This is a genomic window from Bacillus sp. FSL H8-0545, from assembly GCF_038006105.1.
Taxonomy (GTDB): Bacteria; Bacillota; Bacilli; order Bacillales; family Bacillaceae_G; genus Bacillus_A; species Bacillus_A cereus_U.
The window spans coordinates 3,984,705-4,000,601 of record NZ_JBBOUO010000001.1; the positions used below are offsets into that span (position 1 = coordinate 3,984,705).

The window sequence follows — 15,897 nt, forward strand, 5'->3', positions numbered from 1 at the left end:
TATTCATGCGAAGAAAAAAGAAAGCACTCCGCATTTATGCGAAGTGCTTTTAACGGATTCCAAAGAAATTTTTCATCTTTGTAAATACCGATACTTTTTCTTGTTCAAATGCTTGTAATGGTACATTCTCACCTAACAAGCGTCTTGCAATATTACGATAAGCTATTGCTGCTTTCCCACTAGGTTGCAGTGCTACAGGTTCACCTGTATTCGTAGCACGAATAACTTCATCATCATCCTCGACAACTCCAAGAAGCTCGATTGACAGTGTACGTACGATTTCATCAACGTCTAACATATCCTGTTCATGAAGCATATGACTACGCACACGGTTAATGACAAGTTTCGGTGGTTCAATATCCTCTTTCTCTAAAAGCCCGATAATACGATCCGCATCACGCATTGAGGATACTTCTGGTGTTGTTACAACGATTGCTTTATCCGCACCTGCTACTGCATTTTTAAACCCCTGCTCAATCCCCGCAGGACAATCAATTAATATGTAATCATAATCTTGACGTAATACTTGTATTAATTCATCCATTTGTTCAGGTGTTACCGCCGATTTATCGCTCGTTTGTGCTGCAGGTAATAAATAAAGATCATCAAAACGCTTATCTTTAATAAGAGCCTGAGGTAAACGACAACGTCCTTCAACGACATCAACAAGATCAAATACAATACGATTTTCCAGCCCCATTACTACGTCTAAATTGCGTAAACCGATATCTGTATCAATTAAACATACTTTTTTTCCAGATAACGCAAGGGCTGTACCAATGTTCGCAGACGTTGTAGTTTTACCTACTCCGCCTTTTCCAGATGTAATTACTATTGCCTCTCCCACAGCTATACAATTCCCCTTTCTAACTTGGTTAAATTAGGTCTAAGATGAGTGAGAAGTTGCAGGCGATCGACAACAATGTGATTGTTCTCATTAATGTACGCACATTCTGCCGCCTCTGCTCCGTCTTCTTTCTCTTCCGGAGCCCGCATTGTCACATCACTAATTCGAAGTTGCATAGGGTTCATACTAGATGCAGCAATAACAGCTTCTGAATCTCCATCATACCCCGCGTGTGCAATTCCTCTTAATGATCCCAAGACAAAAATATTCCCCCCAGCGATAACCGTTCCGCCTGGATTAACATCTCCAATTAATAATAAATTGCCTTTTACATGTAACACTTGTCCAGAGCGAACAATTTTGGAAATAGGGACAATTTCTGTTTCTTCTTTCCAAGCTATTGCTTCTGCTTTTGTTATAACATCACTTTCGATTGATTCCACAACAAGGTTCTTCTTATTGCGAATTAACGTACGAATCTCTTCTTGTTGTACTTCTGTTAAATAGCGATTTCCTACTTTAACACGTACTTCAATTAAAGAACGTCCGTCACCCTCATAGTAATGTGTAGAAAGCTTTTCATCCAATTCTTTTAGTAGCTCAGAGAATGAACAGCAATCATCTAAATGAAGTGTTATTCCATCTTTTGTCCCTTTTATCGTTACATTTTGTTGCTTTTTTTCTTCCACTAAAGTTCACCCCACCGATTCAATTCGACATAAAATTAGAAAATCCTTTTTTCCTTTTCTTCTATCGCTTTTGAAAGACGCACTAAATATCGTCTCAGTGGGAAACAAACTATTAACAAGAAAATTCCATTTAGCAATAAAGTAGCAAGGAGACGATCTGTGAAAAAGACAGATGCTGACATGTGAGTACGTCCTAACAAAGTTAAAAACCCATACACATAATACTCTAATGCTGCAATGCCAGCCAGTACGATAGAAGCGACAATAAATAAATTCAATTGTAATACCTTCATCACACTATAAACTAAATAAGCTAAAATCGGATAAGCAAAAATATATATACCGACAAGTTCTGTGTATACGGTATCAAATAAGAAACCAAATAATAGTCCGTAGTAAATCCCTTGAATCGGACTATAGTACACTGTAATAAAACATAACACAATTATAAAGAAATGCGGTGCTGCTATACTGTTTTTCCAAAAGACGTCTGTTGGAACAACAGTAGAGAACATATTTTCAAATAAAAAAACAAAAAGGAGCAGAAGAGGAAGAGCTGCTCTTTTTAAAATCGTCATCATCTCTTCTCCCCCTCCTATTCTAACGACGCTGTAGGCATATCACGTTTTGCAACTATAATATGCTCTACATCATTCAAATCAGCGGATGGTTTTACATAAGCTGTTTTTGTTAAACCGTATGGATCTGGCTGAACATCAACAATTTTCCCAATCGCAAGACCTTTTGGGAAGATATCACCAAGTCCAGATGTTACAACTAGTTGATCTTTTTCTACTTTTGCATCAGAGCTAATCTTTGTGAAAAGAAGTAGTTGTTTTTCTTTATCGTAACCTTCAATCAATCCAAAGATATTTTCTTGTCCTTGTACAATAGCAGAAACACGGTTTGTTCGGCTCATAGAACTTAACAACTCTACTGACGATGTAAACTGAGATGCACTTTTTACGCGTCCAACTAAACCTTTCGGAGTTACAACAGCCATATCTTTTTTAATCCCTTGCTGTGCTCCTTTATCAATTGCAACTAAATCGTACCATTTATCGGGATTACGAGAAACCACACTAGCTTGTACTTCCGTATAATCACCACGGGACTTTTCTTTACCCGTTAATTCTCGTAGTTTTTTATTCTCATCCTCTAAATTTTTCACTACTACAGATAAATCTGCGGTAGTATCTAATTTTGCTTTCAGCTTTTTATTCTCTTCATACGTGCGCTTTACATCTTCTACGTTTTCGAAGAATCCGGCAACATAATTCGCTGGCTTTTGGAATACACGTTCTACAACACCGACAGTATCTTTAATAAACTGCTCTGGCCATGATAAACTGTTCCGTTCTTTCAATGAGATTCCAATCAATGCCACGAGAAGAATAATACTAACTAACAAAACAATTAATCTTTTGTTTAAGAAAAACTGTGGCACGTTCACACCCTCTTAATTTCATTGATTTTTATTTTGCAATATTATCGAGCAGCAGTTTTGAAAAGGTCGATATTGTCTAATGCTTTACCCGTTCCAATTGCTACGCAATCTAATGGATCCTCTGCAACAAGAACTGGCATATTTGTTTCTTCACTAATAACTTTATCTAAGTTACGTAGTAATGCCCCCCCACCTGTTAATACGATACCACGGTCCATAATATCCGCTGCTAATTCAGGTGGAGTTTTTTCTAACGTATTTTTAACTGATTCTACAATTGCATCTACTGTATCTTTTAATGCATCTGCAATTTCTTCTGGTTGAATTAGTACTGTTTTTGGTAAACCACTTACTAAATCACGACCGCGAATTTCCATAGGCTCGATACCCTCTGGCTCGCCTGCAGAACCGATTTCTAATTTTAGTGCTTCAGCTGTTCTTTCACCGATCATTAAGTTGTAGCTTTTCTTAATGTACTGAATGATTGAATCGTCCATATCATCACCAGCAACACGAACTGATTGACTTGTTACAATACCACCTAAAGAAATAATTGCAACTTCTGTTGTACCACCACCGATATCAACAACCATACTACCAGTCGGCTCCCAAACAGGTAAGTTTGCACCAATTGCTGCTGCAAATGGCTCTTCGATTGGATAAGCATCACGAGCACCAGCTTGACGAGTCGCATCGATTACCGCACGTCTTTCTACAGCTGTAATACCAGATGGTACACATACCATTACGTATGGTTTACGTGAGAAGAATCCATTTGATTTTTGAGCTTGTTGAATGTAGTATTTCATCATTATTGCTGTTGTTTCATAATCAGCAATTACACCATCTTTCATAGGGCGAAGTGCCACTACGTTTCCTGGTGTACGACCAATCATTTGTTTTGCATCGCTACCTACCGCAACGATTTGTTTCGTATCAGTTTGTAATGCTACTACTGAAGGTTCACGTAAAACTACACCTTTTCCTTTCACATATACAAGCGTGTTCGCTGTTCCTAAGTCAATTCCAAGATCGCGAGTAAATCCACCAAATCCAAACATATCATTTATCTTCCCTTCTTATTTTCACGGACTCATTTTTCTTACTTTATATTTATAAAAACAGTACGTTTTTTTATATCTGTATCCTTCTTGTAGATAATTTTCTACAAAAAACTCATAAATCACATTATAAAACAAAATAGGTAAAAAGAATAGTCTTAAATATGACCTTTTTCCTTTAAACTCACGAATTTATGGTCACCTATTATGATATGATCAAGCACTTCAATTCCAATAATTCGACCACATTCTACTAGTCGTTTTGTAACTTCAATATCTTCACGGCTCGGCGCCGGATCTCCTGAGGGATGGTTATGAAGACATATAATAGAGGCTGCTGCCCGACGGAACGCTTCTTTAAAAACTTCCCTTGGGTGCACAATCGACGTATTTAAACTTCCAATAAAAATAGTTTGCCTATGTATAACTTGATTTTTCGTATTCAAATATAAACAAACAAAATGCTCCTGTTGCAAAAAACGCATCTCTTCCATCATATAACTCGCACAATCTTCTGGACTTCGAATACTATATCTATTTTGATATTCTAAACGTACCATTCTTCTACCTAATTCAAAAGCAGCCATAAGCTGCGACGCCTTTGCAATCCCAACACCATGAATGCTCATCATCTCTTCTAACGTTGCATCCTTTAACATTCGTAGGCCGTCAAAATGATGTAGAATATTATCTGATAACGTTAACACCGTTTCTTCTTTAGAACCCGTTCTGAGTAAAACTGCAAGAAGTTCTCGATTCGATAAACTTCCTGCTCCTTCTAACAATAAACGCTCCCGTGGCTGTTCTTCTCTCACAACATCACGAATACCGTTCATCTCTCCACCCCTTTTTTTACGATTTCTCCTAAAGAAAACCCCATGCAATTTTACGCATGGGTTACATCGCTATCAAACTGTTTTAATTCACGGACAAGACGCGCAATTGGCAAGCCAACTACACTGTAGTAGTCCCCTTGAATATGTTGAACAAAAATAGACCCTTTACCTTGAATTCCATAGCTTCCTGCTTTATCAAGCGGTTCCTTCGATGCAACGTATACGTCTATTTCCTCTTCTGTTAATTCCCAAAATGTTACTTCTGTACGTTCATAAAAAGTTACCGTTTTTTCTTTCAATATAATTGCAACACCTGTGTATACTTCGTGTGTTTTCCCCGATAATAATCGTAACATTTCTTTCGCCTCAGCCTCATTAGACGGCTTTCCAAGAATACGTGAATCATATGTAACAATTGTATCTGCACCTAATACAACGTGATCACTATGATTTTCTGCCACAGCAGATGCTTTTTGCAAAGCAAGCGACATAACAATATCAGAAGGTGACAAATATGCACCAATCGTCTCTTCTACTTCACTAACAACGATTTCAAATGGCACATCAGCTAATTCAAGCAGTTCCTTCCTCCTAGGTGATCCTGAAGCTAAAATAATTTTCCTCATATTTTCTCCTTCCCTTCTCGCATGAAGCAGAATAATTCAAATCAATCGTATCAAAGGAATAGTTTCCCCACAAATTCTAGAAATATCATTTTCTCTAAACAAAATAATAGTTCTTTTTAAATACGATTATATTCTGCCCATACAGAAAGCACTTTGCTCTAAATTCAAAAGAAAAGAAAGAAGTATATGTACTTCTTTCTCCTTCATCTTATTATCTTATTATTTTACTTTTTGTGAAACCATTTTTTCGTACGAAAGTAATCCATCAATAATAACTTGATTTAATTTAGCCACAGATCCCTTATCGCTCTTCCCTTCCTTAATCGTTTGCACCGCTATTGACGTATACGTATAAAGCTTCTTCGCATCTTCACGCTTCATACTCTTCCCTTCCTTTTCAATAGCTTTCCACTCTTTTTCAATCGCCTCTATATCTTTTGGATTACTTTTTCCACTAGTTTGTACGCTGGACACATATTTTGTTAAATGAGTATATAATGGCTGCACTTTCGCTAAAAACATGCCTACTTCTTTATCATTTTTGAGCAATGCTGTATCTGTAATATCCCAATTTTTTTTCAAAACTGACACACCATCTTGCTTATACTGATCTATTAATTGATTAACACCCTGTTCATCGCTCGTAATACCAACAACTAACGCATACTTATCACCACTCGGTTTCAAAGTAGCCACGCCCCCATTGCCTTTCCACTCTTCAAGAGCGGCCTGTCCCTTTTCTTCGGAAGAATAAATCCCTCCTTGAACAAAAAATAATTTCATCGGGTCTAATGACGTTCCTACCTGCGCTTTTTGTTTTTCCTCTTTTGGTGCCGGTGTTTGTTCTGCCGTTCCACCCACCTTTGATTCTTCATTCCCCATCTGCTTCGAAGCTGTTACTTCGCTTTCCCCTGTCGTTCCTTGTCCTTTAAGTACATGCAGCATTCCCATTCCAAACGCCGTACCAATAACAATTGCAGTTGCAACGATTGCAATTATTGTATTACTCCACTTCTTTCGTTTTTTTTCCTTAGACACTAATTTCGCTTTTTGAAACGGAACAACGTTTTTTAGTCTTTCACTTTCTACTACCATCCAGTCAAACTCATCTTTCTTCTTTTCCTCATACTTCGCTTCTGTTCCATTTACTTTCACTGAGATCGTTCGTGATTGCTTGTCCATACACTCACACCTCACCTCTTATCGTTGTCCGCATCATATCATATTCACTTCGCAAAAAAACGAGATATTTGTCAGAGAAATTCGCCAAATAACCCTATATATTTATCTTATATGTATGCATTTGACTTCATTTGTAGAACAAAAAACTAGATAGCAAAGACTATCTAGTTTTTCTCGCGAATATATTTTCGAACTTCAGAAATGAAATAAAGAGAACCTGTTATGATAAAGACATCATTTTCTCCAATCATACCAACTTTTGTATCAATTGCCTCTTTCCAATCTTCAAAAACTAATTTTGACTCTTGTTGTGAATACGATGCAAGCTTGTCAGCAGAAATGGCACGATCAAAGGCAAACGTCGTAAATATTATTTCATCAGCAACTTTTTCTAATTGCCCTACCATGTTATGTAACTGTTTGTCACCAAGAGCAGTAAATAAAACTATTACATTCTTCTTTTTATAATGTGCCTCTACTGTTTTTACAAGACTTTCAATACCTTCTGGATTATGGGCACCATCTATTATAATATCTGGATTACTTTGTAACTTTTCAAATCGACCAATCCAGTATGCTTCTTGTAAGCCAGCTTTTATTTCCTCTTCATCAATTAAAAATGATAAATATGTTTTTAAATACATGACTGCCATAAGCGCTAGCGCTGCATTGCCTACTTGATGAATACCTTTCATTGAAATCCGAACATTTTCAAATGAGGCGAATGGACAAGCAAAATCAAAATGTTCCCCATCTTCATTAGAATGTTTATGTAATGTTGTAAACTGTTTTCCAAATTCATATAAGCTTGCATGATTTTCCTTAGCAACCTTTTGAATTACTTGTAATGCTTCTTCATTTTTCACACCAGTAATAACTGGAACACCAGACTTAATAATTCCTGCCTTTTCATATGCAATTTCTCCTAGTGTATTGCCTAAAATATGCATATGATCGTGACCGATATTCGTAATAATCGTGAGAACCGGATGAATAACATTTGTAGAATCAAATCTTCCCCCAAGCCCCGTTTCAAATAAAACAACATCACAGAAATTAACTTTACCGAAATAACAAATTGCCATTACTGTAATGATTTCAAATTCAGTCGCTTCTCCTAATTCCGTCTCATCTAATTTTTCAACGACTGGCTTTACCATATTTACAAGTTCCGCAATCTCTTCATCTGCAATCGGTATTCCGTTTATACTAATACGTTCATTGAATGTTTCTATGTAAGGCGATGTAAACGTTCCTACTTTATATTTCGCGCCTTCTAACATGTAGCGCATATATGTTAAAGTTGAACCTTTTCCATTTGTGCCGGCAAGATGAACACATTTTATATGACGCTCTGGATTTCCGAGTTCTTCTAACATCCATTGCATTCTTTCTAGTCCTGGTTTTATCCCAAATTTCAATCGGCTATGAATCCAGCTTATCGCTTCTTCGTATGTATGTATCACGTTTGCTATTCCCCTTTCAAAAGACAAACTTCATAATTCTATTATACGCAAAGAAAAGAGACTCACCAATATAGTGAGTCTCTGAAAAACATTTTATTTTTCAAGATCAGCTAGACGTTGACGAACCGCTTCGTGTTTTTCTAGATAATCTTGCTCTTTCGCACGCTCTCCGTCAATAACTTCTGCAGGAGCTTTCGCTACGAATCCTTGGTTTGAAAGTTTCTTCTGTACACGTTCTACTTCTTTACCGAACTTCTCAAGTTCTTTTTCAAGACGCGCTTTCTCTTCATCAAGATTGATAAGATCAGCTAACGGTAAGAATAACTCTGCACCTGATACAATTGCAGTCATCGCTTTTTCTGGCGCTTGTAAATCAATCTTAATTGTTAGTTCACTTGGGTTACAGAAACGCTCAATGTAAGAGCTGTTTTTCGTAAGCTGAGCTAGTACTGCCTCATCTTTTGCTTTAATTTGCATTTGAACTTTTTTGCTCATTGGCGTATTTACTTCCGCACGGATGTTACGAACAGAGCGAATGATATCAACTAGAAGGTGCATTTCTGCTGCCGCTTCTTTATCTTGTAAATCTTCGCGAACTGTTGGCCATGCTGCTACTGTAATAGACTCGCCTTCATGCGGTAAATGCTGCCAAATTTTCTCTGTTACAAATGGCATGAATGGATGTAATAGACGCATTGTTTGGTCTAATACGTAAGCTAAAATAGAACGAGTTGTTTTCTTAGCTGCTTCATCTTCACCGTATAGTGGAAGTTTCGCCATTTCAATGTACCAGTCACAGAAATCATCCCAAATGAAGTTGTATAATGAACGACCAGCTTCACCGAACTCATATTTATCCATGTTACGTGTTACACTTTCGATTGTTTCGTTTAAGCGAGTTAAAATCCACTTATCTGCAACTGATTTTTCACCAGTTAAATCGATTTCTTCATACTTCATGTCATCCATGTTCATTAATACGAAACGTGATGCGTTCCAAATTTTATTAATGAAGTTCCAAGTAGATTCTACTTTTTCCATGCTGAAACGTAAATCTTGACCTGGTGCACTTCCTGTTGATAAGAAATAGCGCATTGCATCTGCACCATACTTCTCGATAACATCCATCGGATCAATACCGTTACCAAGAGATTTACTCATTTTACGTCCTTGCTCATCACGAACTAAACCGTGAATTAATACATCTTTAAATGGACGCTCTCCTGTAAACTCTAAACCTTGGAAAATCATACGAGATACCCAGAAGAAGATAATGTCATAACCAGTTACTAAAGCATCTGTTGAATAGAACTTTTTAAAGTCTGCTGCATCTTCATTCGGCCAGCCAAGTGTTGAGAATGGCCATAGCGCTGAACTAAACCATGTATCAAGCACGTCATTATCTTGATTCCAGTTTTCAATATCCGCTGGCGCTTCTGTGCCTACGTATACTTCACCAGTTTCTCTATGATACCAAGCTGGAATACGGTGGCCCCACCATAATTGACGAGAAATACACCAGTCATGAATGTTTTCCATCCAGCGTAAGTATGTGTTTTCGAAACGCTCTGGTACGAACGTTACTTTTTCTTCTTCTTTTTGTTGAAGTTTTACCGCTTTTTCTGCAAGTGGAGCCATTTTTACGAACCATTGTGTTGATAAGTAAGGCTCAACAACTGCACCGCTACGCTCACTATGACCTACTGAGTGCATATGAGGCTCAATTTCTACTAATACGCCAGCTTCTTGTAAGTCTTTCACTAACTCTTTACGGCATTCGAAACGATCCATACCGTTGTACTTACCAGCTTTTTCGTTCATTGTTCCATCTTCGTTCATTACTAAAATACGTGGTAAGTCATGACGGTTACCTACTTCAAAGTCATTCGGGTCATGAGCTGGTGTAATTTTTACAACGCCTGTTCCGAAGTCTTTTTCTACGTATTCATCAGCAATAATCGGAATCTCACGGCCTACGATTGGAAGTGTTACTGTTTTTCCGATTAAATGTTTGTAACGATCATCTTCTGGATGAACTGCTACCGCTGTATCACCAAGCATTGTTTCTGGACGAGTAGTTGCAAGGCGAATGTGACCAGAACCGTCTGTTAACGGATAGTTCATATGGTAGAATGCACCTTGAACTTCTTTATGAATTACTTCAATATCAGAAAGAGCTGTGCGTGTTGCTGGATCCCAGTTGATGATATACTCACCGCGGTAAATTAAGCCTTTTTCATATAATTGAACGAATACTTTATTAACAGCGTTAGATAAACCTTCGTCTAATGTGAAGCGTTCACGAGAATAGTCTAGTCCTAAACCAACTTTCCCCCATTGTTGACGAATGTGAGAAGCGTATTCTTCTTTCCATTCCCAAGCTTTTTCAAGGAATTTCTCACGGCCAAGATCGTAACGTGAAATACCTTCTTCACGAAGTTTCCCTTCTACTTTCGCTTGCGTTGCGATACCAGCATGGTCCATTCCTGGAAGCCATAATACATCATAACCTTGCATACGCTTTGTACGAGTTAAAATATCTTGAAGAGTTGTATCCCAAGCATGACCTAAGTGTAACTTACCAGTTACGTTCGGAGGTGGGATTACAATTGTATATGGTTGTTTCTTCTCGTCTCCTGTTGCTTCGAAATATTTGCCTTCAAGCCACCACTTGTAAAGGCCTTCTTCAACGGACATATGATCATATTTAGTTGGTAAATTCTTTTCCGTGTTTGACATTATTTTCCCTCCTTAAAATAAAAAATGCCCCTCATCCAAAAAAGGACGAGGGACATCGCGGTACCACCTTTATTTACAAACAAATTCAGAATTTGCTTATACTCTTAATTTGATAACGGACAAATCCGTCTTTTCCTAATGAGAACCATTCCGTTCAGAAAAGATGCTCCAGGGCTACCTTCTAACATAACTATCTAGAGAACCTCCCAGCCAATGGTTCCCCTCTCTGAAGACGTTTCATGTTATACTCTTCCCCTTCGATGCATTTATGTGATTGTTAATTATTATATACAATAGTGTAAAAAACGAAACCTTATTCGTCAAGATAAATTTGAAACTACGGCTTTTATCTCTTTATGGAACTAATAAAAAAAGATAAGCAGGGTTCTCCCTACTTATCTTTTTTATCCGTTCCCTTGCTGGGCAGCTTGTAATTGCGAAAGGAAATATTCTGTATTACTAATGAGCCAATGCGATTGCTGCAGGCTTTTCACCCCGCGAAGCTCATTTTCTTCATTACGACTCTTTCTTCTTTTCGTATACGACTGAATTTGCCGAATAAAATGCGACGGGTACGTCATATACGCAAACATAAGGATCTGCTCCTCTTTCGTAAACGGAAAATTTTTTTGATACATTTGATACCATTCAAAGCGGTCACTCCGCGCAATTGGATATGTGTTTAAAGACCTTGAATAAAAGCTGACGATATCCTGTACCGGTGTAGCAAACTGAGACTTTTCTAAACTAATAAAATAACCGTTTCGTTCATAATCAAATAAAAAGTGATTAAGCGATACATTTCCATGAACGAAAGTAGTACGTGTCGTTTCCTTTTCTTTCATTGCATCATGCCATTCACTTAATTGTTTCGTTGCGAACTCACGTGCTCTCATAACATGGTGATAATACGTACAATATTGTAATTCAAATGGCGACATATACCACTTCGCTTCAGATTCTACAAGAAACTCTTCTAATATCTCACCATCATTTTCCCAACGTTCGGATATATTTGTATAATGTTTTTCTAAATCTTCTTCTGTATAAGTTTCCTCTTTCACCGTTTTTTGATGCAACGTCCCGAGCGTTTGAAACATCTTATGGTATTGATCATTATCTTCGCCATTTCCTTCCGCACGTTCTAACCAAGGCATTAAATAATAACTATACGTCCCATCACTTAAAACATAATTCCCGTCCGTCGCATGATAGATAGGTACATAATTCGAAAAACCTTTCTCCTTCAAATATTGAATATGGTGCAAAAAATTATTCCGCTCTAATTTTCTATCTTGTATTTTCTTTAACGCATACGGACCTTGATTCGTATAAATTTTCATTACACTTCCGTGCTCTTCCATATGTTGAGTGTCCAATCTATATTGCCTCACAATGGGTTCATAGCGATTTCGTAATTCAATATCCATACGAATAACCCTTTCTTATTCAAAACATAGCTTCTAGGAAAAGAAAAGAGGTGAGTGAAAAAACTCACTCACTTATTTCGCTGTTGCTTTTGAAACAGGAATATATATAATTTGCCCTGTAGTTAAATATATATCTTCTGATTGATTTACACGATATAAGCTTTGTACAGTCGTTTCATAACGTTCTGCAACCGATTCAATTGTGTCTCCTTCTTGTACGAAGTACATTCTTAACTTCGTAAATTCTTCTTCTGGTTCTTTCGTAAATAATTTCGTTAAATAAAGTGCATTTTCATCTCGCTGTGAATATGCTTCTTCCTCTGGCTCTTCCTGCTTTTTCGCTTTTTCTTTCTTGAAATTTTTCCGCCCAAACAATTCAAATTGTGGCGTCGTTTCTTGCTCCTCTTCACGCTCCACAAGTTCATGTTCTTCTAATTCCTCTTCTTCTATTTCTTGCTCTTTTCTTTCTTCTAACTGAAACGGTTCAAATGCATAATCTTCCCATCCATCTGATTCTTTATAGGCTGGTACCTCTTCGTGCGGCGCAGGTCTACTTTCATCATCTTCAGCTGAATCAGCTTCCAACTCGGCATACGCCGTCTCTTCCTCTTCATCCTCGGTTCTTTCTTCGTCACATAAACCTGTAATAGATATATCCGCTAATAGTTGTAAGCAACCATTTTCCTTTAATTCATAATCAAATTCCTCGATTGATACATATAATTCTTCAATTACTTTCACTCGATTTCTTGGAATTGATATTTCGAGCGGAAAGGAATGGACAAGCTCATTAACCCCATCTGCCCTTGTTTCTACATAATCAATTGCCTTTGCTGGTGATAGCTCTCTTAATGAATAAGCTGAATCATCTTGCCTTGCAACGTACTCTCCCGTTAAATCTAATTGCCCTCTCACGATAACTTCATGATCGAGCTCCTCTATCTCAACGTCTGGATCTAACGAAATTGACAAAAGTTCTTCGACTTCCTGTCCCTTCTGGAACCAAACAGATTCTTTTAATGAAAATCGTAATGAATGATCTGTTGCCACTTCTTTTCCCCCTCCCAAACTATAGGTCATTACAGATTTATGTTCCCTAAGGCTACTTTATGAATAAAAAAAATCGCTCCCCTAATGGAAAGCGATTTTCTCTAAGAAATTATGCTTTTAATTTTGACATTGCAATTTCGGCCGCCGCAATTGTCGCCTCAATATCTGCATCACTATGTGCTGTCGATAAGAATAAACCTTCAAATTGAGAAGGTGGTAAAAATACACCTTGTTCTACCATTTCACGATAGTAAGCTGCAAAGAATTCTAAGTTTGAAGATTTTGCTGTATCATAATTAATAACTTGCTCATCTGTAAAGAAAATACCAATCATAGAACCTGCACGATTAATGTGATGCGGGATATTATGCTTTTCAGCTGCCTTACGTAGTCCAGCCTCTAACATTTCTGCTTTACGCTCAAATTCCACATATGATTCTGGTGTTAACTGCACTAACGTTTCATAGCCTGCTGTCATTGCAAGTGGATTACCCGATAATGTTCCGGCTTGGTAAATCGGTCCGCTTGGTGCAACTTGACGCATAATCTCTGCCTTACCACCGTATGCTCCTACCGGTAGACCACCACCGATTACTTTACCTAAACAAGTTAAGTCAGGAGTTACGCCGTAGTAACCTTGTCCACAATTATAAGCAACACGGAATCCAGTCATTACTTCATCAAAAATAAGTAGTGCACCGTTTTGCTCTGTCACTTCACGAAGTCCTTCTAAAAATCCTGGTTGTGGGGGAACAACACCCATATTCCCTGCCACTGGTTCTACAATTATACAAGCGATGTCATCACCGAATTGTTCGAAAGCATATTTTACACTTTCTAAATCGTTGTACGCTACTGTAATCGTATTTTTCGCTACACCTTCTGGTACACCAGGGCTATCTGGTAAACCTAGCGTTGCTACACCAGAACCTGCTTTAATCAATAAAGAATCACCATGACCGTGATAACAACCAATGAATTTCAAAATTTTGTTACGCCCTGTATAACCTCGAGCTAAACGTAGTGCACTCATTGTCGCTTCTGTTCCAGAGTTAACCATACGTACAATCTCAATTGATGGCACGCGCTCAATAACAAGCTGCGCTAATTTATTTTCAATTTCTGTTGGGGCACCAAAGCTTGTTCCTTTTTCAGCAACAGCTTTTAAAGCCTCAACAACACGGTCGTTCGCATGACCATGAATTAAAGGTCCCCACGATAATACGTAATCGATGTATTCATTCCCATCGATATCATATACTTTAGAGCCTTTTCCGCGCTCCATAAACAGCGGATTCATACCAACAGACTTAAAGGCACGAACAGGGCTATTTACGCCTCCAGGCATTAAATTTTGTGCCTCTTCAAACGCCGCAATCGACTTATCGAACTTTTTCATTATTTAGCGCCTCCTTCTTGTAACCATCTTGCTGCATCTTTTGCATGATACGTAATAATCAAGTCTGCTCCTGCGCGTTTCATGCTAATTAATTTCTCAAGTACAACTTCTTTTTCATTAATCCAACCATTTTGCGCTGCTGCTTTAATCATCGAATATTCACCACTTACGTTATAAGCAACGACTGGTAAGTTAAAGCTATTTTTCACATCACGAACGATATCTAAATAAGAAAGAGCTGGCTTTACAATTAAGAAGTCTGCCCCTTCCATTACATCTGATTCTGCTTCACGGAATGCTTCCATACGATTCGCTGGGTCCATTTGATATGTTTTACGGTCACCGAACTGCGGTGCACCATGTGCTGCATCACGAAACGGTCCGTAAAATGCTGATGAATATTTCACAGCGTACGACATAACTGGTACATGCGCGAAACCATTTTCATCTAATGCATGACGAATTGCTGTTACGAATCCGTCCATCATATTTGATGGTGCAATAATGTCTGCGCCTGCTTTCGCTTGACTTACAGCTGTTTTTGCAAGAACTGCAAGAGACTCATCATTTAAAATAACGCCATCTTCTATAACACCGCAATGACCATGGCTTGTGAATTGACATAAACATGTATCTGCAACTACTACTAGCTCTGGGAACTCATCTTTAATTTGCTTAATTGCACGCTGTACAATTCCATGCTCACAATATGCCGATGATCCAACTTCGTCCTTTTCAGCAGGTAAACCAAATACAATAACAGAACGAATACCTAAATCAACGACCTCTTGCATTTCAGCTTGCAATAAGTCTAAAGACATTTGATATACGCCTGGCATAGAAGGAACTTCATTACGAGTATTTTCTCCTTCTAATACAAAAATAGGGTAAATAAAATCTTCTGTATGTAAAAATGTTTCACGCACAAGTGCACGCATGCCCCCGCTTTGTCTTAGACGACGATGACGATTAAATTGTAAAGAATTCATAGATTTCTATCCCCATTCTTTTATTTTATCCCGCATTAACGGGCAGTAAGACCCCCACCTCAAAATTCAGCTGGAACAAAGAAGTTAGGTGGGAGTCGGGCTGCCCGTTAATGCCCGATTGGTGAGGGCTAATAAT

At 38.0% G+C, this 15,897-nt stretch carries 14 protein-coding genes and 1 other annotated feature; all 14 genes read right to left on the reverse strand.

Annotated features, from left to right (window positions below; translation table 11 throughout):
• Positions 1-49: 49 nt before the first annotated feature.
• The 14 genes from minD to hemB all read right to left on the reverse strand — a co-directional run bounded on the left by minD (position 50) and on the right by hemB (position 15,761).
• On the reverse strand, positions 50-847 hold the full coding sequence (gene minD, locus MHI07_RS20900) for a septum site-determining protein MinD (RefSeq protein WP_000503308.1): 798 nt from the start codon (positions 845-847) through the stop codon (positions 50-52).
• Between the two features lie 2 nt (positions 848-849).
• Positions 850-1,536 (reverse strand): septum site-determining protein MinC, encoded by a 687-nt coding sequence (minC, locus tag MHI07_RS20905; RefSeq protein ID WP_002160361.1) that lies wholly within the window; start codon positions 1,534-1,536, stop codon positions 850-852.
• A gap of 35 nt (positions 1,537-1,571) precedes the next feature.
• Positions 1,572-2,117 carry a rod shape-determining protein MreD gene (mreD, locus tag MHI07_RS20910; RefSeq protein ID WP_002160360.1) on the reverse strand — a complete coding sequence of 182 codons (546 nt, stop codon included), beginning with the start codon at positions 2,115-2,117 and terminating at the stop codon, positions 1,572-1,574.
• Positions 2,118-2,131: 14 nt separating this feature from the next.
• A complete protein-coding gene (mreC, locus tag MHI07_RS20915; RefSeq protein ID WP_002160359.1) occupies positions 2,132-2,983 on the reverse strand; it encodes a rod shape-determining protein MreC in 852 nt (283 codons plus the stop codon).
• 41 nt (positions 2,984-3,024) lie between these two features.
• Complete coding sequence (gene mreB / locus MHI07_RS20920) at positions 3,025-4,044, reverse strand: cell shape-determining protein MreB (RefSeq protein WP_002015369.1); 1,020 nt, start codon at positions 4,042-4,044, stop codon at positions 3,025-3,027.
• 158 nt (positions 4,045-4,202) lie between these two features.
• A complete protein-coding gene (gene radC / locus MHI07_RS20925) occupies positions 4,203-4,880 on the reverse strand; it encodes a DNA repair protein RadC (RefSeq protein WP_002015368.1) in 678 nt (225 codons plus the stop codon).
• Positions 4,881-4,930: 50 nt separating this feature from the next.
• Positions 4,931-5,506 carry a Maf family protein gene (locus tag MHI07_RS20930; RefSeq protein ID WP_002112047.1) on the reverse strand — a complete coding sequence of 192 codons (576 nt, stop codon included), beginning with the start codon at positions 5,504-5,506 and terminating at the stop codon, positions 4,931-4,933.
• A 219-nt stretch (positions 5,507-5,725) separates the two neighbouring features.
• Entirely contained in the window at positions 5,726-6,688 is a 963-nt protein-coding gene (locus MHI07_RS20935; RefSeq protein ID WP_340826035.1) for a stage II sporulation protein B, read from the reverse strand.
• Positions 6,689-6,852: 164 nt separating this feature from the next.
• On the reverse strand, positions 6,853-8,154 hold the full coding sequence (locus tag MHI07_RS20940; RefSeq protein WP_002160357.1) for a bifunctional folylpolyglutamate synthase/dihydrofolate synthase: 1,302 nt from the start codon (positions 8,152-8,154) through the stop codon (positions 6,853-6,855).
• 93 nt (positions 8,155-8,247) lie between these two features.
• The gene (locus MHI07_RS20945; protein WP_340826041.1) at positions 8,248-10,893 is read right to left on the reverse strand and encodes a valine--tRNA ligase; all 2,646 of its coding nucleotides are present in this window, start codon (positions 10,891-10,893) and stop codon (positions 8,248-8,250) included.
• A 38-nt stretch (positions 10,894-10,931) separates the two neighbouring features.
• Positions 10,932-11,163, reverse strand: a binding site (T-box leader).
• Between the two features lie 134 nt (positions 11,164-11,297).
• Complete coding sequence (ysxE, locus tag MHI07_RS20950) at positions 11,298-12,323, reverse strand: spore coat protein YsxE (protein ID WP_002112053.1); 1,026 nt, start codon at positions 12,321-12,323, stop codon at positions 11,298-11,300.
• 72 nt (positions 12,324-12,395) lie between these two features.
• Complete coding sequence (spoVID, locus tag MHI07_RS20955) at positions 12,396-13,403, reverse strand: stage VI sporulation protein D (RefSeq protein ID WP_179117545.1); 1,008 nt, start codon at positions 13,401-13,403, stop codon at positions 12,396-12,398.
• Between the two features lie 79 nt (positions 13,404-13,482).
• On the reverse strand, positions 13,483-14,772 hold the full coding sequence (gene hemL, locus MHI07_RS20960; protein WP_002112056.1) for a glutamate-1-semialdehyde 2,1-aminomutase: 1,290 nt from the start codon (positions 14,770-14,772) through the stop codon (positions 13,483-13,485).
• Positions 14,772-15,761 carry a porphobilinogen synthase gene (hemB, locus tag MHI07_RS20965; RefSeq protein ID WP_002112058.1) on the reverse strand — a complete coding sequence of 330 codons (990 nt, stop codon included), beginning with the start codon at positions 15,759-15,761 and terminating at the stop codon, positions 14,772-14,774. The genes hemL and hemB overlap by 1 nt, the downstream gene beginning before the upstream one ends.
• Positions 15,762-15,897 lie beyond the last annotated feature (136 nt).

What these genes read in the sequence shown, in the direction of transcription:
- ysxE (WP_002112053.1), bottom strand. Translation starts at nt 12,323, where the DNA reads ATGGATATTGAATTACGAAATCGCTATGAACCCATTGTGAGGCAATAT.
- MHI07_RS20945 (WP_340826041.1), bottom strand. Translation starts at nt 10,893, where the DNA reads ATGTCAAACACGGAAAAGAATTTACCAACTAAATATGATCATATGTCC.
- hemL (WP_002112056.1), bottom strand. Translation starts at nt 14,772, where the DNA reads ATGAAAAAGTTCGATAAGTCGATTGCGGCGTTTGAAGAGGCACAAAAT.
- mreD (WP_002160360.1), bottom strand. Translation starts at nt 2,117, where the DNA reads ATGATGACGATTTTAAAAAGAGCAGCTCTTCCTCTTCTGCTCCTTTTT.
- MHI07_RS20930 (WP_002112047.1), bottom strand. Translation starts at nt 5,506, where the DNA reads ATGAGGAAAATTATTTTAGCTTCAGGATCACCTAGGAGGAAGGAACTG.
- mreB (WP_002015369.1), bottom strand. Translation starts at nt 4,044, where the DNA reads ATGTTTGGATTTGGTGGATTTACTCGCGATCTTGGAATTGACTTAGGA.
- hemB (WP_002112058.1), bottom strand. Translation starts at nt 15,761, where the DNA reads ATGAATTCTTTACAATTTAATCGTCATCGTCGTCTAAGACAAAGCGGG.
- radC (WP_002015368.1), bottom strand. Translation starts at nt 4,880, where the DNA reads ATGAACGGTATTCGTGATGTTGTGAGAGAAGAACAGCCACGGGAGCGT.
- spoVID (WP_179117545.1), bottom strand. Translation starts at nt 13,403, where the DNA reads ATGACCTATAGTTTGGGAGGGGGAAAAGAAGTGGCAACAGATCATTCA.
- MHI07_RS20935 (WP_340826035.1), bottom strand. Translation starts at nt 6,688, where the DNA reads ATGGACAAGCAATCACGAACGATCTCAGTGAAAGTAAATGGAACAGAA.